At 46.6% G+C, this 21,819-nt stretch carries 20 protein-coding genes and 1 tRNA gene; 12 read left to right on the top strand and 9 right to left on the bottom strand.

Going from position 1 to position 21,819, the window contains the following annotated elements:
* Positions 1-107: 107 nt before the first annotated feature.
* The 5 genes from DCC81_RS14545 to DCC81_RS14525 are packed head-to-tail and all read left to right on the top strand — an operon-like array spanning position 108 to position 5,698.
* Positions 108-1,352, top strand: a complete 1,245-nt coding sequence (locus DCC81_RS14545) for an ABC-three component system protein (protein WP_108687339.1) — start codon at positions 108-110, stop codon at positions 1,350-1,352.
* Entirely contained in the window at positions 1,345-1,818 is a 474-nt protein-coding gene (locus DCC81_RS14540) for a three component ABC system middle component (RefSeq protein ID WP_108687338.1), read from the top strand. Before DCC81_RS14545 ends, DCC81_RS14540 begins: the two co-directional genes overlap by 8 nt.
* A complete protein-coding gene (locus DCC81_RS14535) occupies positions 1,815-3,746 on the top strand; it encodes a DUF3732 domain-containing protein (protein ID WP_108687337.1) in 1,932 nt (643 codons plus the stop codon). Before DCC81_RS14540 ends, DCC81_RS14535 begins: the two co-directional genes overlap by 4 nt.
* Positions 3,747-3,789: 43 nt before the next feature.
* Complete coding sequence (locus DCC81_RS14530) at positions 3,790-4,974, top strand: DUF262 domain-containing protein (protein WP_108687336.1); 1,185 nt, start codon at positions 3,790-3,792, stop codon at positions 4,972-4,974.
* Positions 4,967-5,698 carry a hypothetical protein gene (locus DCC81_RS14525; RefSeq protein WP_108687335.1) on the top strand — a complete coding sequence of 244 codons (732 nt, stop codon included), beginning with the start codon at positions 4,967-4,969 and terminating at the stop codon, positions 5,696-5,698. The genes DCC81_RS14530 and DCC81_RS14525 overlap by 8 nt, the downstream gene beginning before the upstream one ends.
* Positions 5,699-5,776: 78 nt before the next feature.
* On the opposite strand, the gene DCC81_RS14520 is transcribed toward DCC81_RS14525, so the two are convergent.
* The gene (locus DCC81_RS14520; RefSeq protein WP_133177674.1) at positions 5,777-8,299 is read right to left on the bottom strand and encodes a KAP family P-loop NTPase fold protein; all 2,523 of its coding nucleotides are present in this window, start codon (positions 8,297-8,299) and stop codon (positions 5,777-5,779) included.
* A gap of 97 nt (positions 8,300-8,396) precedes the next feature.
* Between DCC81_RS14520 and DCC81_RS25720 the strand changes: the two genes are divergently transcribed.
* From DCC81_RS25720 to DCC81_RS14510, 3 genes are all read left to right on the top strand, one after another.
* Entirely contained in the window at positions 8,397-9,116 is a 720-nt protein-coding gene (locus DCC81_RS25720) for a recombinase family protein (RefSeq protein WP_205686337.1), read from the top strand.
* Positions 9,117-9,443: 327 nt separating this feature from the next.
* Positions 9,444-9,872 (top strand): hypothetical protein, encoded by a 429-nt coding sequence (locus tag DCC81_RS25715; RefSeq protein WP_205686336.1) that lies wholly within the window; start codon positions 9,444-9,446, stop codon positions 9,870-9,872.
* Between the two features lie 24 nt (positions 9,873-9,896).
* Positions 9,897-10,127, top strand: a complete 231-nt coding sequence (locus DCC81_RS14510; RefSeq protein ID WP_108687333.1) for a hypothetical protein — start codon at positions 9,897-9,899, stop codon at positions 10,125-10,127.
* A gap of 162 nt (positions 10,128-10,289) precedes the next feature.
* Here the strand turns inward: DCC81_RS14510 and DCC81_RS14505 are convergent.
* The 3 genes from DCC81_RS14505 to DCC81_RS14495 form a co-directional block, all read right to left on the bottom strand.
* Positions 10,290-10,362, bottom strand: a tRNA-Lys gene (locus tag DCC81_RS14505).
* Between the two features lie 65 nt (positions 10,363-10,427).
* Positions 10,428-12,860, bottom strand: a complete 2,433-nt coding sequence (locus DCC81_RS14500) for a penicillin acylase family protein (protein ID WP_108687332.1) — start codon at positions 12,858-12,860, stop codon at positions 10,428-10,430.
* A gap of 30 nt (positions 12,861-12,890) precedes the next feature.
* Positions 12,891-14,003 carry an aminotransferase class I/II-fold pyridoxal phosphate-dependent enzyme gene (locus DCC81_RS14495; RefSeq protein WP_108687331.1) on the bottom strand — a complete coding sequence of 371 codons (1,113 nt, stop codon included), beginning with the start codon at positions 14,001-14,003 and terminating at the stop codon, positions 12,891-12,893.
* Between the two features lie 112 nt (positions 14,004-14,115).
* Here DCC81_RS14495 and miaE point away from each other — a divergent pair, with 112 nt between their 5' ends.
* Positions 14,116-14,712, top strand: a complete 597-nt coding sequence (gene miaE, locus DCC81_RS14490) for a tRNA-(ms[2]io[6]A)-hydroxylase (RefSeq protein ID WP_108687330.1) — start codon at positions 14,116-14,118, stop codon at positions 14,710-14,712.
* Here miaE and DCC81_RS14485 read toward each other — a convergent pair.
* On the bottom strand, positions 14,709-15,260 hold the full coding sequence (locus DCC81_RS14485) for an HXXEE domain-containing protein (protein ID WP_108687329.1): 552 nt from the start codon (positions 15,258-15,260) through the stop codon (positions 14,709-14,711). The two genes, miaE and DCC81_RS14485, sit on opposite strands and share 4 nt — an antisense overlap.
* Before the next feature lie 115 nt (positions 15,261-15,375).
* On the opposite strand from DCC81_RS14485, the gene DCC81_RS14480 reads away from it, so the two are divergent.
* The 3 genes from DCC81_RS14480 (at position 15,376) to DCC81_RS14470 (ending at position 16,751) form a co-directional block, all read left to right on the top strand.
* Positions 15,376-15,948 (top strand): Crp/Fnr family transcriptional regulator, encoded by a 573-nt coding sequence (locus DCC81_RS14480; protein ID WP_165806586.1) that lies wholly within the window; start codon positions 15,376-15,378, stop codon positions 15,946-15,948.
* 74 nt (positions 15,949-16,022) lie between these two features.
* Positions 16,023-16,379, top strand: coding sequence for a DoxX family protein (locus DCC81_RS14475; protein WP_108687327.1), 357 nt, complete (start codon positions 16,023-16,025; stop codon positions 16,377-16,379).
* A 30-nt stretch (positions 16,380-16,409) separates the two neighbouring features.
* On the top strand, positions 16,410-16,751 hold the full coding sequence (locus DCC81_RS14470) for a YciI family protein (protein ID WP_108687326.1): 342 nt from the start codon (positions 16,410-16,412) through the stop codon (positions 16,749-16,751).
* Positions 16,752-16,804: 53 nt separating this feature from the next.
* On the opposite strand, the gene DCC81_RS14465 is transcribed toward DCC81_RS14470, so the two are convergent.
* From DCC81_RS14465 to rlmB, 4 genes are read right to left on the bottom strand one after another with little or no spacing between them, the layout of a single operon-like run.
* Positions 16,805-19,054 carry a patatin-like phospholipase family protein gene (locus DCC81_RS14465; protein ID WP_108687325.1) on the bottom strand — a complete coding sequence of 750 codons (2,250 nt, stop codon included), beginning with the start codon at positions 19,052-19,054 and terminating at the stop codon, positions 16,805-16,807.
* A 19-nt stretch (positions 19,055-19,073) separates the two neighbouring features.
* Entirely contained in the window at positions 19,074-20,060 is a 987-nt protein-coding gene (locus tag DCC81_RS14460) for a GSCFA domain-containing protein (protein WP_108687324.1), read from the bottom strand.
* Positions 20,061-20,094: 34 nt separating this feature from the next.
* Complete coding sequence (locus tag DCC81_RS14455; protein ID WP_108687323.1) at positions 20,095-20,952, bottom strand: hydroxymethylglutaryl-CoA lyase; 858 nt, start codon at positions 20,950-20,952, stop codon at positions 20,095-20,097.
* A gap of 11 nt (positions 20,953-20,963) precedes the next feature.
* Positions 20,964-21,806 (bottom strand): 23S rRNA (guanosine(2251)-2'-O)-methyltransferase RlmB, encoded by an 843-nt coding sequence (gene rlmB, locus DCC81_RS14450; protein ID WP_108687322.1) that lies wholly within the window; start codon positions 21,804-21,806, stop codon positions 20,964-20,966.
* Positions 21,807-21,819 lie beyond the last annotated feature (13 nt).

Here is a 21,819-nt window from a genome sequence, read left to right as displayed (position 1 = left end):
TTATTAATTCCCCTAATTTTCCTAACGTCCCTAAACATTTCATGACAATTTATCCCAATAACGTTATATCCCTAAGACAGAATCTATTTAAACTGAGATTTTCATAAATGGAAATACCTTCTCATGGAGCAGTAGCACCCGCTTTAGGGTACTATTATCAAGCTATTTATGCTTTAAAACTGTTGCTTGAATCTGAAGAACCCGATGCTTATGTGAGCATTGAGACGCTTGATGACGTATACTTTTCAGATGGGTCAAAAAAAGAACTGCATCAACTTAAGCATACCGTAGCAGAAGATGCCAAAATCACTATCAAAAGCGATAATCTGTGGAGAACACTTAAAGTTTGGTGTGATTACTTAAGTAAGAATGATCCTGGTGGTGGATATTTCGTTCTATCTACGGTGGCCGAAATTGGTGCCAAGGACACGTTGCAAGAATTACTGACGTTTGGAAGTAACCGCGAACAATTTGAAAAGGATCTATTAGAAGAGGCCGAAAGAGTAATTGAAGCCCGTAAAACGACGGACCTGGAAAACGTTGAGAAGAAACTTCAAGAAGCAAAAGATAAACCCCTCCCTTACGACAAAAAATATAAAGGTTGTCTTGCATTCAAGAGTCTTACACCTTCCAAAAGAAAACTTCTTTTGCAAAGAATACGTCTAAACCCCGGTCAGTTTTCAATGACTGAAGCGAATGAAATGGTAAGTAGTTATATAAGGAAAACAACCCAGCCACAGAATATTGGACCTCTTTCCGAATTTATTCTTGCTTGGTGGGATAGGGAAGCCGTACGATCACTGACAAATGAACGACAGGAAAATATCTTTCTTTCCGAACTTCAAGAATTCATTAGTCGAAAAAATGCTGAACTTTTTGATGACGGTTTTACCGACGACGCCTTGCAGATTTCCCTGCCACCAATAACAAACCCCCATCCTGTTCATGCAAAACAACTTGAAATTATCGATGCTTCAGACGTTCAAAAAAAACGTTCATTTACAACCGAAATGAAGGCGAGAATCCAACGAGAAATTTGGATAAATAAAAGCTTACCATCTGCTAAAAAGCTGAAGAACTACGATGAACGATTGGTTGAGGAGTGGTCATATAAATTTGAAGAAACAACGGTAAAAAAAGACTCTCTTTCAGATGATGAAATAAAGGAATATGGCCGAAAGTTACTTGATTGGACCCACAATGAAGCGCATCAGCAAGTCGCTTCAATTTCTCATCAATACAACAATCCTGATCTGGTTCGGGGAAGCTACCAAATGCTTTCGACAAAACGCAGTGTGGGATGGCACTGCAATTTTTTAACTCTCATTCCGGACGCTACCGAAAATGAATAGTATAGACGTTTTTTCCGAAACAAACCCAGCTTTTTGTTCGCTGGTTTTACTGAGTTTTTGTGAGGGATACGAATTAGCCGCCGAGACCACCGTACCCTTTCCATTATTGATTCTTCCAATTCCCATCATCCTTTCAGGCGACCTTTTAAAGACGTTTGATGGGACGAATGTTAAGACCGGATTTTTCTCTTGGATTAAGAATAATCCTGTGATCTTAATTAAAATGACAGAGCGAATTGAAGACTCACAAGACTTCATCAAACCGGCAATTGAATTCGCGGTTAGTAAAAGCGTCATAGGCTTTACTCCTTATGGTGAGGTTAAAACACATCGGGAAAACGTACTGAACTACTCTAATGCAAACGGTGCATCGCAGTATTTTAAACTTGCCAATCGGTTAGGTCATTGGCTCGGTGAGATTAAGTCAGTAAAAACAATTTATAATCACTTAGGAATTCATGTATGAGCAGATGGAATATTAGCCACTTGGTGTACTATAGTACGCACAATGAAAAAAGGATTATAGAATTTAATGTTGGCGATACGACAATCGTCACAGGTGGATCAAACACTGGGAAAACAGCAATTATTGACACTATTGATTATTGTCTAGGATCGTCTTCTTGTAAAATCGCAAGTTTCGTAACTGATAGAGTTAGTCATGTTGCTAGCAAATGGGTGAATGACAAAACAGAAATCTTAATCGCTCGTGAAATTGGCACAACCAAAACGATATCGGATCGCATGTTTATCGAGTATGGATCAAATATTCTTATCCCCGAGTCAGCGACTGACTTGAAAGGTGCAGCCACGAAAGAGCAAGTTAAATTGGTAATTGAACGGTTGTTTGGATTTCAAAATGAACTTGAAGCAACTAAAACATCAGGTAAGGTATCAATCAGAAATATTACGCCTTTTATATTTTTAGACAAAGACGTTATTGATAGCAAGAAGACTTTGATGCACGGATTGGACGATATTTTTTTTAGCAAAAGCATTATTGAATCTTTACCATTTTTTCTCGGTGCGATAGATGCTGAAGAACTGGATGCCATAAAAACCATGAATGGTTTGAGTAAGGGTATTGAAAACGAAGAGAAGAAGAAAATCCAGTTTGAAGGTCATGAAAACAGCCTCATAGATAAATGCAGATCTTTGTTGTCTGAAGCTTCCCAATTTGGGTTGATTCCGCCTGAATCAATCCCAGACACCAAGGATGAAATGATAAAGCTACTCACTGTTATTTCTTTACAAGAACCAAAGGTTGTGGTTCAGGAAAATGAAAATATTGTCAAGGAATTACAAACGAGAAAGACAGTGATATTGTCTGAACTTAATGGTTTAAGAAGAAAGAAAAATGCGGCTACACAAGTTAATACAGTTACCACTGATTTCGACAAAATATTGGACAAACAACTTGCGAAACTAGATGTACGGAAGTATTTTAAACATGAGGAAACTCATTGTCCTGTTTGCAACAATCTTTTCACAACTCCCAGCGATCTCGCCATTCAAATTGAAAATTCGATAACCACTTTAGAGAAGGAAAGAACTGTAATCAGGAATCACAAACCGGCGGTAAGTGCTTTTATTAGGGAAACGGAAGAGCAGATACAAAACGCACAAATACGACTTGCTGGAATCGAAACGGAGGTAGTCAATCTTTTAAAAGAATCAGAGGTGCTAAAAAAACAATTTGACGACAACCAACAAGCCACAAGGATAATTGGCCGCATTTCATATTTTTTAGATAATCATACAGAAGTAAGTGCCTTTGATAGTGAAAGACTTGATCGCTATACTAGGGAATTAAATGAGCTGAAGAAAAGATATGGAAAAAGCCACCGGGAGGAGAGAATTCAACTAGCCGAAAATTCGATTTCCCGTTATGCAACCGAAAACCTAAGTGTACTTCCAACTGGCTTCCCCGCAACTAATGCTACAATAAACTTTTTGTCAAAGACTCCAAAAATCATAATAACAGACGTAGAAAATGTTAAGCGCGAATTTGCAAATGTTGGCTCGGATGAAAATTATCTTAGCATTCATCTTGCTTTTGCATTTGCTTTTCAAAAGTTTTTCCGTCTTGAAAAATCACCGGTGCCAGGGGTATTGATTCTCGACCAGGTAAGTCGTCCGTATTATTCCAATGAGACCAAAGAAGAAGGCAATCGACAGGAGGAAGAAATTGCAGACGATGAAACTGACCTGCATAAGCACTTCGATTTCATTTTTAATCAAGTAGCATCAGAACATGGATTACAAGTGATCGTAATAGAACATGCCTATCTAAAAAATGATCCAAGATTTGTAACTGCTACAAAATACCGGTGGCCAAAAAATGGACAAGAAAAGTTGATTCCGTCCGATTGGCCGACAAAAAATAACTTTTAACATTTTTAATGCCCCACTCTTAACCTCAAGATGACTAACGAAAATGGAAAATAGAGTTTACTATGGACAATATTCCCTAAAACACTGGCTTGACCTTATTTTAAAGCAAAACATCATCCTTCCTGACTACCAACGATTTTTTGTTTGGAACGAAGGAAAGGTCAGGACACTAATTAATGCGCTTAAAAATAAACAGTTTGTTCCACCAATAACGATTGGAGCCTTCAACATGAATGGTACCATGAAAAATTTAATTCTTGATGGGCAACAGAGATTAACTACCATTTTGTTAGCACATTTAGGATTGTTCCCCGACAAAGATTTTTATAAAGGTACTATTGAAAGACTCGCGGACGAAAACGATGACGACGTTGATGTTGAAGAACAGTTTGATAACATACTCAAATGGAATTTTAAAGAGCTTACTGCTAAAGGAAATAATAAAGATGTAATTCTCGGAAAGATAATTGAAGGTAATTATAAAGTAATAAATGATTTTGGAATTGATGATGATTTTTTAAAGAAGACGTTCTTAGGTTTTTCTTATCTCGTACCGCAAAACGATGATCAACAAATTCAGCAAAAGTATTATTCATCAGTATTCAGAAGTATAAATATTGGAGGTGTAAAATTACTTCCACAGGAAAGCAGGGAATCGCTCTATTTTTTGAAAGACGGTTTAAAGGATTTTTTTGGCCCGGCTTTCATCAAGCGTATAACAATAAGCAATTTCAGTTCAGAAAGCCCTGTTGACTTTCTTCGATTTATAGCCCTTTTGTCACAATACAAAAAAGAAGAGCAGTCCACCCATATAGCTGGGGGCTTCAAGTCTAAAATGGAAGAATATTACGAAGAGTACATCTATTCAGTTGTGGGAGGAGAAGATAAAGCAACTAAATTTGTGTCATTCGCTCAGCTCTTTCCTGATGGTAATTACCAAGTTAGATTGGAAAGATTGAATAGCAGCATTATTGATTTAAGGCTTCCCACAAAGTTTACTTCCATAATTGAAATGGATACTTATTTATTTGGAATGGTGTATATTATAGTCTTTGAGAATAGGTCCATAGATATTAGTAAGCGAGACCATCTCATTGCTGAAATTGAACTTAAAATTGCAGAATTTAAAAATGTGGCAGCACACAAGAAAGCGCCAAGTGCTTTAAAATATTTAAGAAATCGTATCACTTCCTCTATAGAAATATATAATAAGTATTTGCATGGATAGACATATGGATTTTATTCTTTCCCCCATCACTGAAATTCTTAAAGATGCAGTGGCGGCAAGTACTGGTATCGGTGTTGGTATCGAGGCGTTTCCATTAACGGAATATGTAATGCAATCAACATTCTTAAAAATGACTGGATTTCACGAGCAAAAAATGAAGTGCATTTGTTGGGAACTGGCAACTGATGATTACGAATATCGTTACGATCTTACTCGCAAAGCAATGGGGGAATTTTCAAGTTACAATGAAAAATTGAAAGTTTACAAAGATTTGCTCTCACAAATAAAAAAATATACCAGCTTTACGGTTGCCACTGAAATAGGTAGATCTGAACTATTACGAACAAGTCGCGAAGAAATTGAAGTTATCTTTAAAGGAACTGTACTGTTATCCTGGACCCAGGAGGCATTTGAGCAATATGAAAACTTAGTGAGTATTTACCAGGATAATCACTTTGCCACTGATGATGGTACATTGCTCGCTTCAACTAGTTCCCCGATATATTCCTTACAAACAGTCTACCAAGACCATTTATATAAGCATAGGAACAGATGTGCTCACAATCTACTATCCTACCAGGAAAATCTACCATCGCTCAAAACACTTTTAGACAAAAACTATCATTATAACAATTATTATTTGTGGTTTATGCTACTGAATTTAATGGACAAAATCTACAGAAAACTATATAATAAATACCAAGAAGCGTTTGAAGATCGTTAGCGATTACTGTAGCAAAAAATAAATAGTGTTAATTTGATTGTTACAGCAATTTAGCTACTAGTCATTTCGTTAGAAAGACTAACCGAGTCCTCGCTTAAGTAATTCGGTTTTTAATTCAACCACTACATATTCCATAAAATCTTTTTCTGCCAGCTTATCAAACAATTGTAAATATTCCTGCCGAATAGCATCGTCTAATAGGGGATTCTGCGCAACCAACGTTCTGTATTCAGACGGGTCATCGAATATTTCTATAATCTCTCTAGTTATAAATACCAGCGAATGGTCACGCATTTCATGCTGGATGCTGGCTTTCAAAAATTCCTTCGGATCTTTGTTGATTAGATAAATTTTCATTTTATCGACCAGGGATGGTTCAAACCGCCATTTCTCATAATAAGTGCCTGGTTCATTAGCAGGTATGCGATAATATTCCCTTGCTCCCCAAAACAGCCAAAGTGTTTCTTCGCTCAACCCATGACCGCTATCAGCCATTTTTGTAAAATAAGACAGTTGATTTGTTGTAAGTTCGCTTGTCGGTATAACAAAATTGTCACCTTTCTTTTTTAGATGATAGATTAGTTCATTTTCGAACAGAAAAGGCGGCATTGCCATACTTAGCAAATTGGTGATAAAGTCTTTGTAGGTGCTAATGTCCTTTTTGTAAACTTTATCTGTTATATGATTATGATAGTTATAAATCTTGTCTACTAGCGCCCCATAATCAAAGCGGAACTTTCCTTCTTTTTCAACAAAGGTTCGGCCAAAAGAAAATATCCAACTAATAACCTGCTCAAAATGGTGCCGGTTCTCAGAAATATTTTCTTGCATCAATCTTACCATCAACTCCTTGTGTAATCCGTGGTTCGCGCAATATGCCATGTATTCGGCCATTTGTCCAGCTTCCATAGCAGCTTTAAATTCCTTATCGGAAATATCTTTCTTTGACAGCCGGTAACGGAAATAGATTTCGAAGTACAATGGATAGGAAATTAAATTTATTTTCTTAGTTTTTGAGTGAGTGCTTACTTTAAATAGCGACATGAATAAGCCGTCAAGCACGGACGTGTCTTCGACGGTCAACCACTTGAATTGCTCAATATGCTTTTTGAAAAAGGATGTCTCATTTAATCTTTTATCGGCATCCTCATTCTTTATCATACGCGGCGACAGGTATTGTTCATGTGTAGACCTTACTGGATTCTCAGACAGGAATAAGTCGCGTTGCGTATAAATCAATTCGTAGATTGAAGGAAAACGAAATTTGATTAATTCAAGTATTACCAAACATTCAAAATCCACCTCCTCACCAATCAACCTATAAACGATTCTGAAGCTATTGAGGAAACGTACAACATCGCGTCCTTGCCGTAAAATACTATTATATGCTTTTTCATAACTTCTTCGAAAATCATTCTGGATCATAATATTTTCAAATGCCGAATAGTGTTCAGGCGACACCATCTCTTTGATCCGATCCTGAAGTATAGTCAGCAAATCGTCGGCCTCGCGTTTGGGTAATGGGATTTCTAATTGAAAGATCTTGTCGAGATAATTCTGGCCACCTAATTCGCTGATTGTTTTCAGCGCTTCATGGATATAAGCCTTATCATAAGCAACCAGATAAAACACATTGGAAAAATCCGCGGTATTACGAATCAATTTCAATACCTCCATTACTTCGGAGGGGTACAGTCGATCAAGATCATCTATGGTGATCACAATCTTGCGGTGAAGGCCGTGCAGCATTTTGTTTATTTGCTCATGCTCACCCGAACTTTGTACCGATCCTCGGTTCCTGAAAAAAGCTAACCAGTTCATCCAGTTTAGCGACCGAGCGTCAAAACTAGCCAGTTTACGGCCATAACTGTATACCAAAGAAGATATCGTTAGGTCGAACTCGGCCACTTCACGTGCCAGAAGGTCAAAAAATTCCCGGCGTATGGTTTCCGGTTTTCCTGTAGTCCAGGGATTAAAAGCGATCTTCAGTACCTCTTCGGACGATAGCTCAAGGTTGATCAAATTTAAAAAAGACGTTTTTCCACTACCGTACTCGCCGAGAATGCCAATTGCAAAGGATTTACGATTTTTGGTCAATTGGATGATGCGTGCGATTTCCGCCGCTGCTGTTTTGCGATTGAAATGATCATCTTCCAATTGTGTTACCGCATTATCTTCGATGAACCCCTGATTGTCGATTATTACCTCGTTATCAGCAGCCTTTCGCCGTAGTAGAAAATTGAGCGGTAAGGCCAGAGTCATTACTAGAGCGACCAAATCCCAATAAGCAAATCGGGGAAACAATGTCATAAAAATAAATGACCAGTAATTATTCGTACGCTGGAATCCATAAAACACCAGTCCAAATAAAGTGAGCCTGAAAAGCAACTTTCGTTGCTGCTCCTTTGCTATCCAAATCACTGATATCAGTAATAATAATAATAGGATAATGTCCGCCCATATGCCACGCTCGAAAGATATAAACAATGGTCTGACTATAATAGCATCAAGTAATTTGCTCACTGGTAGGCGGAATAAAAACAGTAAAGCTGCGAAAAGTGCTACGCCCAAAAAGGGGAAAGTATGGCGGTTAAATTTCAAACGCAATTTTTTTAAATAAAAATAAAGTTTTACGTCCAATATCTTATAAAAACGTCAAAATTGAATCAATTTGATTTATTAATTAAAAACCATCATCATGAATTCAGCCTACTTATATGTCAGGGTAAGCACTGACGAACAAAAAAAGAAGGGGTTTTCGCTTATCGAGCAAGAAGAACGTCTGTTAAAGCATTGCGAAATAAACCAGATCAAGGTCAAAGGAATCTTCAGAGAGGACTTTTCCGCGAAGGATTTCAATCGGCCGGAATGGAAAAAACTTATTAAAACTATAAAGAACAACAAGCATCGGTCTCCGGAGAATATCTTATTTATTAAATGGGATCGCTTTAGCCGCAACATTGAATATGCCTATCAAATGATTGGGGTACTGAGAGGCCTTAATACGCAAGCAATGGCCATCGATCAACCAATAGACTTTGAGGTTCCTGAAAGTATTGTAATGCTTGCTGTCTATTTATCCATTCCCGAGGCAGAAAATAATAGACGGGGCATGAATACTTCCGATGGTATGCGGCGGGCAAGGAAGATGGGGAGGTGGCCAACTAAGGCTCCAATCGGTTATACAAATCAAATTTCACCTGAAGGTAGAAAGATTATAAAACCAAAACAACCCGAAGCCGACATTATCAGGTGGTCATTCCAGGAGTTTTCAACAGGTAGATATACAATCAGCCATGTGAGAAGGATGGCCAATCTCAAAGGACTTACCTGTGGTAGAAATAATTTTTGGAAGGTGCTTCACAATCCATTTTATTGTGGATTAGTATCTGTTCCTGCGACTAAAAATGAAGAATAGGAATTCGTTAGTGGAGTCCATGAACCACTAATTTCTCAACAACTTTTTCAAGAGGTACAGGGCATACTGAATAGTCGACGTACGCAGAATCCTTTTAGACTGAAAACGAAACCGGTTTTTATTCTGAGAGGATTTCTAATGTGTCCATTCTGTAGCCGGCGATTTACAGGAAGCATATCTTCAGGAAGGCGCGCAAAATATCGGTATTATCATTGTCTAAGTAGCAGGTGTAAAGGTCGTGTCAGGGCTGATATTCTTGATGGCGAATATGAAAGCCTCTTAAAGAATATAACACTTAGGCCAGAAGTGCATGAATTGTTTGACCTCGTGTTAGAAGACGAAAACATCTTTACAGTAAAAAGAGAATGCATTAGCGAACGGAGAAGGCTTCTGGAGGACATTTCAAAACAAGATTTGTTAATATCGAAAGTGAGAAGCCATTTCCTCCAGAACAAAATTGAATTCGATGATTTTAGCGCGCTAAAAAAAGAATATAAGGAGATGTTGGAGTTTCTCAATTACCAATTGTTGGCTGTAGACAAGCGATTAGCCGGTTGCCAAACACCCAACGACATTGAAGATATGAAGCGGAGGGAAAACAGCATTTTTGAATTATATAAAAATCAAGATGTAGCAGGTAAACGTTACATCATCGATTTATTTACACCGATTTCAATCAATTCCATCACGAAAGAATTAAATCCCCTGCAAATAAATCTAGCAATATCAATGATAACTTCTTGTAACGACCGATAGTTTTCATTTCTAAAACATTAATCCATGCAGCAAGCCTCACATAAAAAAACAGGCATTTTTTCCGATCGAAAAGTTTCCACTGATCAGGCCATTAAAGTTTTAAGAAAGAACGGTATAGATGCGAATGAAAAGCAAGCCAAAGTCATACTGGATTTTCTCTACTTCCTTGCTAAAATGTATCGTGGCCAGGCTTCCAGTGCCCCATCTGATAGTAGTATTCCTGAAAAGGAAATCGAACACAAAATCATTATTTAAGATGCTTATTAGCTCATCCAGTTAATTGCCGCGAAATAAATCACATGTTTCACAAAATATCGAACCGCTTCTATAGCTAAAAAATAGACGCTTAAATTATTGTAAGACAATAGGTTACTAACAATAAAAAAGGAGACAATCAAAACTGATCGTCTCCTTAAGTGAACCGGTTGGGACTCGAACCCAAGACCCATACATTAAAAGTGTATTGCTCTACCAACTGAGCTACCGATTCATTCCCGTTTGTGATTGGGAGTGCAAAGATAGGAATTTCTCATTCCACTCCAAATTTTTCTGCAATTATTTTGCACCTCCAGGCCCAAACGTAACGTGGTAGCGGATGTTAGGGTCATCGCCCCGCGAAAGATCAAACACATGCAACGGGTAATACCGTCCCTGCACCCAGTCGCTCACCATGTTATCATAAAACGGAGATCCCGGGTTTCCACTCTGCCCGCCCGGATAAATACCATATGCCGCCGTCTGCGGTGTCAGCTCCACCACCATCCGCCAGCTAGGCCCGTGACCTTCTTTCGTGGCGTTGATAATATGCCGTCCCCCGCCGGTGCGCAGGTGCTCCCGGCTAAACGCAGGCAGCCTCGCCAGGTGCTGTATCGTAGTACCCCTTGCCAGGCCCAGCGCCAGCGTGCCGGCCTTATCCAGGGAATCTGCCTTAGCCGCCGCCTGTAAGAACGACTGCTGCACCAACTGCGATAAATTCTCATGCTGGGGCGTGCGGTTGTCATCTACAAAATGCATAGCACTGTCCCGCAGCAGCCATTGCAACGTAGTAACCGCTGTGGGCCGGCCTATGTTCACGCTGTCGCCCCGCTGCAGGTCATCATTCCAGATGGCTGCTTCCAGGTCTTCCCACCAGAGATTGAACACCTCAGCAGCCTTGCTCTTGGCATCAGCTACCAGGTTCCAGTGGGCCACCAGGTCGTAGTATTTTGATTGTGTAGTATTGAGCAGTGCGGGGGCGAAATGTTTTTGTAATAACGGGATGGCGGCACGGGCAAACAGGTTGGTGTTGTCTGTTTGCAACGCTTTCATATCATCGGCAGTGATCTGGTCCATATGCGACAACTGCTCGTTGATGCGTTTACCGCGGAACACGTCGTAGTAGCCGATCACGTTGTAGGGGTACGTACTGTCGGTGGGGTTTTGATTGGCAGAGGAAATGAAACCGCGCTCGGGATTTTTGATATGCGGGTTCTCATCCTGGGGAATAAAGCCCTGCCAGTCGAACGTAGTGTCTGTGCCGGGCATCAGGTAGTGCCCCTGGTCTTTCCAGCGCAGGGGATACTGGCCGTTGTGCCAGATGGCAATGTCGCCATCCTTGCTGGCAAAGGCAAAGTTTTGCGTGGGGCAGGAAAATGTTTTGATGGCATCTACATAGTCATCGTAGTTTTTTGCGTGGTTCAGTTTCAGGAAGGTTACGATCTCGTTGCTCGGATCATGGGCTTTCCAGCGCATGGCGATGGCGCGTTTGTCGCCGTTATCCTGTGGAAAGTTGTCATCAAACATTACGGGGCCCCAGCGGGTGTAGGCCACGGTATCATGAATGGTGGCCGCGCCACGCACGCCAATGGTTTCTACGCGGGGCTGTGTAGGCTGGTACTGGCCGTTGAGTAAATATTGACGGCCATGGTCATTCAGCTGCACCAGGTAATAATCTTTCACGTCTTCTTCTGCATTCGTTACGCCCCAGGCGATGTGGTCGTTGAAGCCGATCACCACGCCGGGTGCACCGGGTAGTGATGCACCGTATACATTCATGTCCTGCACTTTGAGCTGCACTTCGTACCACAGGGATGGCAGGTGCAAACCCAGGTGCGGGTCGCTGCACAGGATGGGCGCGCCGGAGCGGGTCTTGCGGCCACTCACGGCCCAGTTGTTGGAGCCATTATCGGGATCGGGCCGGTCTGCTTTGAAGTGCAGCAATTGTTTTACGCTGTCCATGATGGCAGGTGGCGGTGCCACGGCTTTTACTGCGGGGGCGGGAAACGCGGTACCAATGGGCACGATCGGGTTCAGTGTATCATTCCACCGGGGAAACATGCGGTCTGCATCCTGCTGGCCAAATAATTTGCAGGCGTTGGTGTAATCAAAATCATCGGCGTAGCCGGCCAGGTCGTCTGCCATGTATTTGAGCAGCAGCGCGCATTTGAGCGGAGTCCAGTCTTCCGGTTTATAGTCCAGCAGTTTGTATTCTACGGGCAGGTGGGCGTCATCGAGCTGATGGATGTACGTGTTGACACCGGCGGTGTAGGCATCTACAGCTTCTTTGGTCATGGGGTCCTGGTCCATCAGGCGCAAGGCATTTTCCGCGGCATAGACCATGCCTTTGCGGCGTTGGGTGCGGTCAAACTTTACAGTTACGGCGCCCAGGACCTCGGAGAGGCGGCCAGCGGCGGCGCGTGTTTGCAGCTCCATCTGCCACAGGCGGTCTTTTGCATGCAGGTAGCCTTCCACGAAATAAGCGTCGGCCAGGTTATCTGCAAAGATATGGGGTACCATGCGCTCATCCAGGTACACTTGCACCTTGCCTTTAAGGCCGGTGAGTTGCAGGGAATCGTTATAATCTTTACTGATAGGCACTGCATTTTGCCAGAAGCCCTGGGTAGGACTGAGCAACTTGCCCATAGGCGGGGTACTCCCCCATTTGTGGCCCAGGGCAAATATGAGCCCAATGGTAATGCACCCGCTGATGATAAAGGGAAGGATTCTCATATACTGAAAATACGAAATTTTATAGTTGCGCTACGCGCCGGCCTGCACGATCTTCACCAGCCGCACTACTTCTTCCGCGGTATTAAAACTGTGCAACACTACCCGCAGGCGCTCCTGGCCTTTGGGCACCGTGGGATGCAGGATGGCCCGCACATCCAAACCACCTGCCTGCAACTGCCCCGCCAGGCCACGGGCCTGTTCATTACCCGGCACTGATACAGGCTGGATAGCCGTGTCGCTGGGCAGGAGGCGCCCTTCGGGCAATGCCTGTCTTAACTGCCGGATGAGGGCCTGTAAATGCGCCCTTTCTGCCTTCATACCGGGGAACAGATCATATGCTGCGGTAATTGCCGCTATGGAGGCAGGTGGCAATGCGGTGGTATAAATAAAGGAGCGGGAAAAATTGACCAGGAAATCGCGCAGCAGTGCAGATCCCAGCACGATGGCACCATGACAGCCCACTGCTTTCCCAAAGGTATGCACGCGTGCAAAGCATTGCTGCGCCAAACCCAGTGCCTGCACCAGGCCCTCTCCTTGCGCGCCCACCACACCGGTGGCATGGGCCTCGTCCACGATGAGATATGCACCCAGTTGTGTGCACAGCACCGCCATCTCCGCCAGCGGGGCCTTATCGCCATCCATGGAATACACGGATTCCACCGCTACAAAAATGCGGCCGGCTCCCTGTTTCATTTTCTTCTCCAGGTCCTGCATATCATTGTGCACAAAGGAAAAGGCCTGTGCCCGCGATAAACGGATGCCATCGCGGATGCTGGCATGTATAAGGGAATCGTAAACGATGGTATCGCCCTTCTGGGGCACGCAGGAAAACAGGCCCACATTGGCATCATAACCGGAATTGAAGATCAACCCTGCCGCTGCCTGGTGAAACGTGGCCAGTTGTTGCTCTGCCGCTTCTATCCGTGCATAATTCCCGGCCAGCAGGCGGGAACCGGTGCTGCCCGGCCGGTGATCGCCTGCCTGCAAACCTGCTGCTATGGCGGCTTCCATGGCGGGGTTAGTGGCCAGGCCCAGGTAATCATTGGAACAAAAATCCACCTTCCCTGCCGGCAGGCGCAGGCTGCGAAAAGCGTGTTGGGCCCGGCGGGCTTCAAGCTGGGATTGAAGGAAATCTTCTTGCATGCGGTAAAGCTAATTATCTTTGCCGTACAATGTACAACGTACAACGTATAACGATAACTACGCGGTTATTGGGCGTACGTTGTACGCTGTACGTTGTACATTGTACAATTTTATGAGTAAACTCTCCATCCTCGGCTTAAAACTTCCCAGCGATCCTCGCTGGGTGGACCTGGCTTCCATCTCTTTGGAAGACGTATTGACGGACCACGCTTTCTGCGAACAGAAGGCAGCTACATCATGTATTTCACTGATCCAGCGCTACCCGGACCGGGACCGGCTGGTGACGGAGCTGGCGCCGATCGTCACGGAGGAATGGGGGCATTTCCGGCAGGTGCTGGCGGAGATGCGCAAACGTGGATTTGCACTGGGCAGGCAGCGCAAGGATGCTTATGTGAATGCCCTGCAGGCACACCAGATCAAGGGCGGGCGCCCGGACGAGGTGCTGCTGGACCGGCTGCTGATCTTTGCCCTCATTGAAGCACGCAGTTGTGAGCGGTTCCGCTTATTGAGCGAAGGGCTGGAAGATGAATACCTGCGGGAGTTTTACCGGAAATTCATGGTCTCGGAAGCAGGACATTACCGCCTGTTCATTGACCTGGCCAATGAGTACCTGCCGGAAGAAATGGTACGCACCCGCTGGCAGGAGTGGCTGAAGATAGAGGCGGATATCATGCATACCCTGGAAGTGCGGGGCGACCGGATGCACTAGTGCACCACCGGCGAATGGGTATCCTGCCATAGTACTTTTACAAGATAAGCCCCCAGGAACAAGTTGAAGAAGCAGGTATAGATACCAGGGAAATACCCATGTACTGCCGTACAAAAACCCACATGGCCAATCGCATTGCCTACCATTCCATACGTGATAAAGAACATAGCGATGAACATCAGCGGTTTTATGCCTTTGTATAAGCCGATGCCTCCCAGGATGAAAAGGAAGTAGGCACACATGTTGAACGTCACGAAAAAATTATGTGCGTAAGGCCTGCCGCCAAACAGCATGCCGAAGGCTACATCAAATCCGTAGGCGTGTTCTTCCGCAAAGTGCACCAACTGGAAACAGATGCCCAGCAGGTAAAGCGGTAACACCTTTGCCGGATCAGGATTGTGACGATAGCACGTGCGCCAGTACAGCCAGTACGCCACGGGCACGGCAGGGACAAAAGTAAGCACCAGGGAGAGGCCCACGGAAAGCCAGGAGAAAAGGACCACCATAACTGTGGCCATGATGGCCGGAAGGAGCAGATCGCGTTTCATCGGGTATTATTTTTTTCGTAACAAAATTAGCCGGCCCGCACCGGCCATTTTTTTACAAATGACAAAAAACGGCCTGGTTTCTGCCGCCGTCCTTATATCCTTCATCTTTCTACCCATGCACCACCTGTTACTTGCCTGCGGGCGCCTTACCACGCTTACGGAAGCGGCCCGGGAAGACCTGAAAACCTGCTGGACGCTCAAATCTTTTCAAAAACAGGATACACTGACCGTACAGGACCAGGTGTGCCGCAAGCTGTTCTTCCTGGAAACCGGGTTGGTAAAATTATATTCCCTGCGCTCAGAACAGCAGTTCATCATGCGCTTTGCGCCGGAGCATTCTTTTATTACGGTGATAGACAGTTTCTGCACGGGCAAGCCTTCCAAATACCAGTTGCTGGCCCTGGAGCCCACCACGGCGTGGATCATGGACCGGGAAGACGTAACGCGGCTATGCCGCCAGCATCACTGCCTGGAGCATCTTTTCAGCAACCTGTTTGCCGCGGCGGCCACCGCCATGATGGACCGCATTAATGACATGCTGGAAGATGATACCACCACCCGCTACCACCAGTTCGTAGCGGCGCACCCCAGCCTGCTGCAAAGAGTGAAGCTGGGCGAACTGGCTGCTTACCTGGGCGTCACCCAAACCACGCTGAGCCGGATACGGGCGGCCCAGCACCCGCGATAACATTTTTACCAAAAAAACTGATCGCTTTGTCCCGGATCCGGATGTCCCGATTGTAATACGGGAAACAAATCGCTATGTACATCACTTATGTTGTGGTAACCTTGCTGGCAGCGGCGGCCAATACGTACGCCGTGATACTGGATTTTACCCGGGACCCGATGATCCTGGGCAACATGGAAAAGCTTTCGCTGCCCATGTCCTGGCTCCCTGTGCTGGGGGCGCTCAAGGGCCTGGCCGCCATTGGGCTGGTGGCGGGTATTTTTATCCCACCGCTGCGGGTGCTTACGGCCGGGTGCATGGTCCTGTTCTTTGTGGGGGCTATCCTGGCCCATTTGCGGGCGCGGGATTATGCGCTGGTCTCGCCGGGTATTTTCCTGGGCCTTGCAGTGGGCGCCCTGGTACTGGCGCTGCAAACCGGCGCTCCTTTCTAAATCCTTTTTTCATCTTTAAACCTTTTTCCCATGAAAGAATTTGCATTGATCTTCCGCCTTGCGGATGTAAACGATTTTAAACCTTCACCGGAACAAATGCAGGAACGCATGAACTGGCTGAAAAATATCGCAGACCAGGGAAAGCTGGCCAACGCGGGCAACTCCCTGCTGCCCTTTGCAGGATCCGCTAAAACAGTAAGGGGGCGCAACCTGGTCACAGACGGGCCTTTTACGGAGATCAAGGAATTTGTGGTGGGCTACGTGATCGTGAAAACGGATACCATTGAAGAAGCGGTGGAAATGGCGAAGGAGAACCCGGTCTTTAAGTTAGGGGGCAATGTGGAAGTGCGGGAGATCCTGCAAAGAACCTGATCTTACAGGATGGGCTGCATCACGCACTGGATGCAGCCCTCTTTTAGATACGTTTAAAAATTAAACCCAACATTCACATAGAACCCCACCTTCCTCGACTGGTCTGAGTACATCCATGATACTTCAATGGGGCCCAGCGCGGAGCTGTAAGCCGCGCCCAGCGCATATCCGCTGAGGTAGTTGTACTTGGTGTGGGCTTTATCTGCATAGTTGTAGATCGCTACGTTAGCACGGGGTACTACGAAGAAGTTGTTTAGGAATTCATACTGGTAGCGCAGGCCCAGGGTGCTGATGCTGCCGGTCAGTACTTCGCCTTCATACATACCGGCAAAGGGCACCTGGTATCTCACCTGGTCTGTAAGGCCACCTACAATGTAGTTGTTCACCAGGTTAGGACGGTAGCCCAGGTTCACGGCTGCATTGGTAGAAAATTCAAAAGCGCCGCGACGGCCGGCGGGCACGTTGTAGTTCACTTTTAAGAGGAAACGTTTGTAGTCGTCAAAATTCAGGCGGCTGCTATCTTCCTGGGTGGGCTCCTGGTAGAAGTTGAAGTTGGGATGATGGCTGTACACCTCTCCTGCTTCCAGCGTGATCTTCACACCTCTCGTGGGAAACACGCTCCGGTTCAGCGTATTGAGGCCGTAATAGAAATAAGAATTCAACTGGCGGGTATGGCCGGCCACTTCGGGGTAAGGTGATATTTTGGGCTTCAGCCAGACGTGCTCCCATTGGGTGGCTACGCCAAACACCATGGTGTTGTGCAGGGAATATTGCAGGGCACCGCCGCCGGTGAGGAACTTACTGTTGTACTCCTGCAGTTGCTTGAAATCCTGGTAAATAGGCAGGTTGTTGTTTTCAAAATCGGTGTAGAGACGAAAGCCAATGTTGCGCTGGCGGCCCAGGAATTTGAGGAATTCTCCTTTTACGCGCGGGTATTCACTGACGGCCACCGTTACAAAAGCATTGGAATTTTTTACCAGGAAATTGCGGCGCGAAATACTGGCAATGGCGCTGATACCGGTGTAGGTATTGTAGTTCAGCGCCACTTTTACATAGGTGAGCGGCGTTTCTTCCACCTGGATGTTCATGAACACCCGACCGGGGCCTGCGGGGTCCAGGCTGTAGGTGATGTTCTTGTAAAACCGCGTCCCGTATACATCCTGGATGGCCTTGCGAAATTGCGCATCGCCATACCAGCGTCCTATTTTTAATCCCATTTTACCGATGAAGAAACTGGAATCGGAATGCACCAGGCCTTTTACCTGCACGCCGGCCAGCTGCACCCGGTTGATCTCCGGCATGCGGCAGGGTATGGGCACGGCATCCGGGTAAAGTGCCCGCAGGGAATCTGCCAGGTGTTTGAAGACTGGGTAGTATTGCCGGCCCAGTTCTTTTCCTTTCTCAATGATGGAATCCACGCTGCCAAAGCTGGCCACGGAATATTCATGCATGGTGTGCTGGATAAAGATATCAGTAACCTTCCTTTCTTCCTTAAAATCCATGGCGTCTTTGTAGAAGCCCAGCTGGTAAATAATATCTACCGGGGTTTTCAGCTCATTGGCTTTGCGCAGGCCTGTCCCTACGTTACTGCCAATGGTGATGTCTGCTCCCATGTCTTTCAGGGTAAGTACCGGAAAGTTGCGCACCACGCCTCCATCCACCAGTTTTTTATCGCCTATCTGCACCGCGCTGAAGATGGAGGGGATGGCAATGCTGGCCCGCACAGCGGTCACAATATCGCCACTGTCCAGGGTTACCATATCGCCGGTGGCGATGTCCGTGGCAATGCATTTAAAGGGGATGTTGAACCTGGAGAAATCCCGCACATCCTGCACGGGCCAGAAGAGCTGCGCCAGCTGCAGCCAAAGCTCCTCCCCCACGATCACGCCGGATTCCAGTTTGGGTTTATTGCCCTGAAAGGGCACTTCGAGGGCGTATTTCCCGAATTCGTCTTTTTCTTCGTAGCTGATCTCACTGAGTAATGGGCGGTTGGAGAAAAGGCGTCCCCAGTTAATGCGGCGGGTCATGGCCTCAATGCTATCGGCCGGGTAGCCCACGGCATACAGCGCGCCTACAATGCTGCCCATGCTGGTGCCGGATACGTAATCGATCTTCAGGCCCGCGCTATCTATCGCTTCCAGGATGCCAATATGCGCCAGGCCCTTGGCCCCACCTCCACTCAACGCCACCCCTATGCGGGGGCGGTCGTTGTGGGTCTGGGCCATTACGGCCGGATGCATCCCGAGAATAAAAAGTAGCAACAGCAAACAGCGGTACACGCGTGCCTGAAAAACCAATTCCATCTGGCACTAAAGATAATGTTTATTGAGGTGCTTGCCCGCCAAAATATGCGGCTTCGGGCGATAAATCGATGAATGGGTGTGCGGCCTGTAATGCACGTACTTTTTCTGCATAACGGGCCAGGAACTGGCGGTGCTGGGGCGTTTCAGGGCCAAAGGGCCGGTGGGCCATGGCCTGCCTTATCTCCTGTACTGCATGCATCAATGACAGTTCCGCGGGTGCCAGCGCATATTTTGTAAAATGCTCCCATACATATTGTATCGCGGTGGCGTTGGGATGCACCAGGTCTTCCTTGAAAAAGCGGTAATCGCGCAGGTCGTCCATCACCAGTTCATAAGCGGGGAAATAATGCAGGCGGTCAAATTTATTGACCATATGATGCACCGCCTGCAGCAGGATGGCTTTACTGAGATTGTTTTCCACCACGCCATCACGCACGTAACGCACCGGGCTTATGGTGAAGATGATCCGCACCTTGCGGTTGCGGAAAAAGAGGCGGTGCATGGCATTGTCCAGCGCCGTGATGATCTCTTCCGCCGTGAGCATTTTCTTGTAAAACATGCTCCCCGGCACCTTGTGGCAATTCCCTGCCAGCTTCCCGGTTTCCTTGAGCTGGTAGCTGAAAGCCGTGCCCAGTGTGATCACCAGCCAGTCGGCTTCTTCCACCAGTGCCATGCCTTTGCGCTGTGCTTCGTTGATCTTTTCCAGCGCTTGTGCCGGTGTATACGCGGAAAAGCGGCTGTGATGGTCCCAGCTGTGCCACCAGTCGTCATGTTGGAACAAGTCGGCTTCCGTATACAGTTTGCCATCCAGGTAACTGTGCAGGGCATTGGTAATGCTGAGCGGATTGTACAAAATGCCATGCGGGTTTTGTGTTACGTGCAGCTTATGCTGGGCCAGCAGTGTGCCCATTTCTTCTGCAAAGCAGGAGCCCATCAGCAATATTTTATCGCTGTAGCGGATGGAAGGTGAAAGCGGGTTTATGGAGAAGGTGAGATGGAAGTTCATGGGAAAAAATTGTCTTAGGTCTTAGGCCCAGGTCTCAGGTACCAGGCGTTGAAAACAGCTGCCCCGCCAGCGCATACGCCTTTTCCCAGGCCTGCTGGTCCAGTGCCGGCGCTGCATTTTCTTTTTTAAGGAAATGCAGCAGGTTTTCGGTGGCAATGTTGCCTACCAGTTCATCCTTGGCCATGGGGCAACCGCCTATGCCGCGGATGGCGCTGTCGAACCGGCGGCAGCCCTGGTCCCAGGCGGCGCGCAGCTTGTCTTCCCACTGGTGGGGCGCCGCGTGGAAGTGGGCCCCGAATTCTACCTGCGGGTAAGCGGGAATGAGGGCTTTGAACAGGTAGCTGATCGTGGCAGGATCGGCCAGGCCTACGGTATCGGCCAGGGAAATGATGGGTATTTCCAACGCGGTGAGCTCATTGACCCAATGCATAACGATGCCGGTGTTATACGGGTCGCCATAAGGATTGCCAAAGCCCATGGAAATATATACCACCAGTTGTTTATTGTTCTTGATACACAGTTCCTGGATGGTCTGCACTTCTTCCAGGGATGCGGCAATGGTCTTGTTGGCGTTGCGCAGCTGGAAGGTCTCTGAAATGGAAAAAGGGAAACCCAGGTAATGAATAGCCTCATGCATCACGGCTTCTTCCGCGCCCCGTACGTTGGCCACAATGGCTAGCAGCTTGCTGCGGCCAGGCAATTGCGTAAGACCGGCCAGTACTTCCTTTGTATCGGCCATCTGGGGGATGGCCTTGGGTGATACAAAGCTGCCAAAATCCAGCGTATCAAAACCTACCTGCAGCAATGCATCCAGGTAAGCGATCTTTTCTGCCGTGGCAATGGGCCGGTGCCAGCCTTGCATGGCATCGCGGGGGCATTCAATGAGTTTCATGGCAATTGTTTTTAGGCCATCCTTTGTTTCAGTGCTTCGTATAAAATAATGCCGGCTGCCACAGACACATTAAACGATTCAAACTGGTTGCTCATGGGGATGCAGAATAATTTATCCGTAGCCTTGCGCAGGGCCGGGTAAATGCCTTTGTCCTCTGAGCCCATGATGATGGCTGTGGGAGCGGTCCAGTCCAGGTCAAAGAGTTTTTCCGTGGCCTCCATTTCACTGCCCATCACGGTAATGCCGTTGAGGTGCAGGGTGTCAATGGCTTTCAGGAGGCTGTTCACCCGGCAGATGGAGATTTTCTCCAGGGCGCCGGCGGAAGATTTCATGGCCTCTTCGTTCAGCGCGGCAATGCCACGGTCTGGTATTATGATGGCCTGTGCGCCGCAGCATACGGCGCTGCGGGCAATAGCGCCAATGTTACGCACGTCTGTAATACCATCCAGGATGAGGAAGAGCGGGGTTTCACCACTGTCTGTCACCTGGCTGATCACGTCCTGGAGGTCCAGGTAGTTGATCTGGGTGGTAAGGGCAATCACACCCTGGTGGTTGGCCGGGGTAAAGCTGTTGAGCTTTTCCACGGGTACCTGGTTGATAGGGATCTGCGCGGCCTCCGCGAGGGTGCGGATCTGCGGGATGGTATCGCCGGAGGCGCCACGGAGCATAAAGATGCGTTCCAGGGGCTTGCCGGCCTGGAGGGCCTCAATGATCGGCTGGCGGCCGATGATGAGGGCGGATTGTTTGGGTTTGGGTGTGCTGTAGCGGGAGCCTGCAGGCTTTGCGCCGGCGGGCCTTCCGGTTGGTTTGCCGGGACGTTTGCCGCCACCGTGCTGTTTTCTTTCTTCGTTCATTGGTGCAAAGAAC

Source organism: Chitinophaga parva (assembly GCF_003071345.1).
Taxonomy (GTDB): domain Bacteria; phylum Bacteroidota; class Bacteroidia; order Chitinophagales; family Chitinophagaceae; genus Chitinophaga; species Chitinophaga parva.
Note: the sequence above shows the minus strand (reverse complement) of the source record. Positions and strands in the feature narration are given on the sequence as shown.

Bases quoted from the DNA above. Each gene is read 5' to 3' on its own strand.
- DCC81_RS14480 (WP_165806586.1), top strand. From the start codon at position 15,376: ATGCACCACCTGTTACTTGCCTGCGGGCGCCTTACCACGCTTACGGAA.
- DCC81_RS14475 (WP_108687327.1), top strand. From the start codon at position 16,023: ATGTACATCACTTATGTTGTGGTAACCTTGCTGGCAGCGGCGGCCAAT.
- rlmB (WP_108687322.1), bottom strand. From the start codon at position 21,806: ATGAACGAAGAAAGAAAACAGCACGGTGGCGGCAAACGTCCCGGCAAA.
- DCC81_RS14535 (WP_108687337.1), top strand. From the start codon at position 1,815: ATGAGCAGATGGAATATTAGCCACTTGGTGTACTATAGTACGCACAAT.
- DCC81_RS14510 (WP_108687333.1), top strand. From the start codon at position 9,897: ATGCAGCAAGCCTCACATAAAAAAACAGGCATTTTTTCCGATCGAAAA.
- miaE (WP_108687330.1), top strand. From the start codon at position 14,116: ATGAGTAAACTCTCCATCCTCGGCTTAAAACTTCCCAGCGATCCTCGC.
- DCC81_RS14530 (WP_108687336.1), top strand. From the start codon at position 3,790: ATGGAAAATAGAGTTTACTATGGACAATATTCCCTAAAACACTGGCTT.
- DCC81_RS14455 (WP_108687323.1), bottom strand. From the start codon at position 20,952: ATGAAACTCATTGAATGCCCCCGCGATGCCATGCAAGGCTGGCACCGG.
- DCC81_RS14470 (WP_108687326.1), top strand. From the start codon at position 16,410: ATGAAAGAATTTGCATTGATCTTCCGCCTTGCGGATGTAAACGATTTT.
- DCC81_RS14500 (WP_108687332.1), bottom strand. From the start codon at position 12,860: ATGAGAATCCTTCCCTTTATCATCAGCGGGTGCATTACCATTGGGCTC.
- DCC81_RS14460 (WP_108687324.1), bottom strand. From the start codon at position 20,060: ATGAACTTCCATCTCACCTTCTCCATAAACCCGCTTTCACCTTCCATC.
- DCC81_RS14540 (WP_108687338.1), top strand. From the start codon at position 1,345: ATGAATAGTATAGACGTTTTTTCCGAAACAAACCCAGCTTTTTGTTCG.
- DCC81_RS14485 (WP_108687329.1), bottom strand. From the start codon at position 15,260: ATGAAACGCGATCTGCTCCTTCCGGCCATCATGGCCACAGTTATGGTG.
- DCC81_RS14495 (WP_108687331.1), bottom strand. From the start codon at position 14,003: ATGCAAGAAGATTTCCTTCAATCCCAGCTTGAAGCCCGCCGGGCCCAA.
- DCC81_RS14465 (WP_108687325.1), bottom strand. From the start codon at position 19,054: ATGGAATTGGTTTTTCAGGCACGCGTGTACCGCTGTTTGCTGTTGCTA.
- DCC81_RS25720 (WP_205686337.1), top strand. From the start codon at position 8,397: ATGAATTCAGCCTACTTATATGTCAGGGTAAGCACTGACGAACAAAAA.
- DCC81_RS14525 (WP_108687335.1), top strand. From the start codon at position 4,967: ATGGATAGACATATGGATTTTATTCTTTCCCCCATCACTGAAATTCTT.
- DCC81_RS14545 (WP_108687339.1), top strand. From the start codon at position 108: ATGGAAATACCTTCTCATGGAGCAGTAGCACCCGCTTTAGGGTACTAT.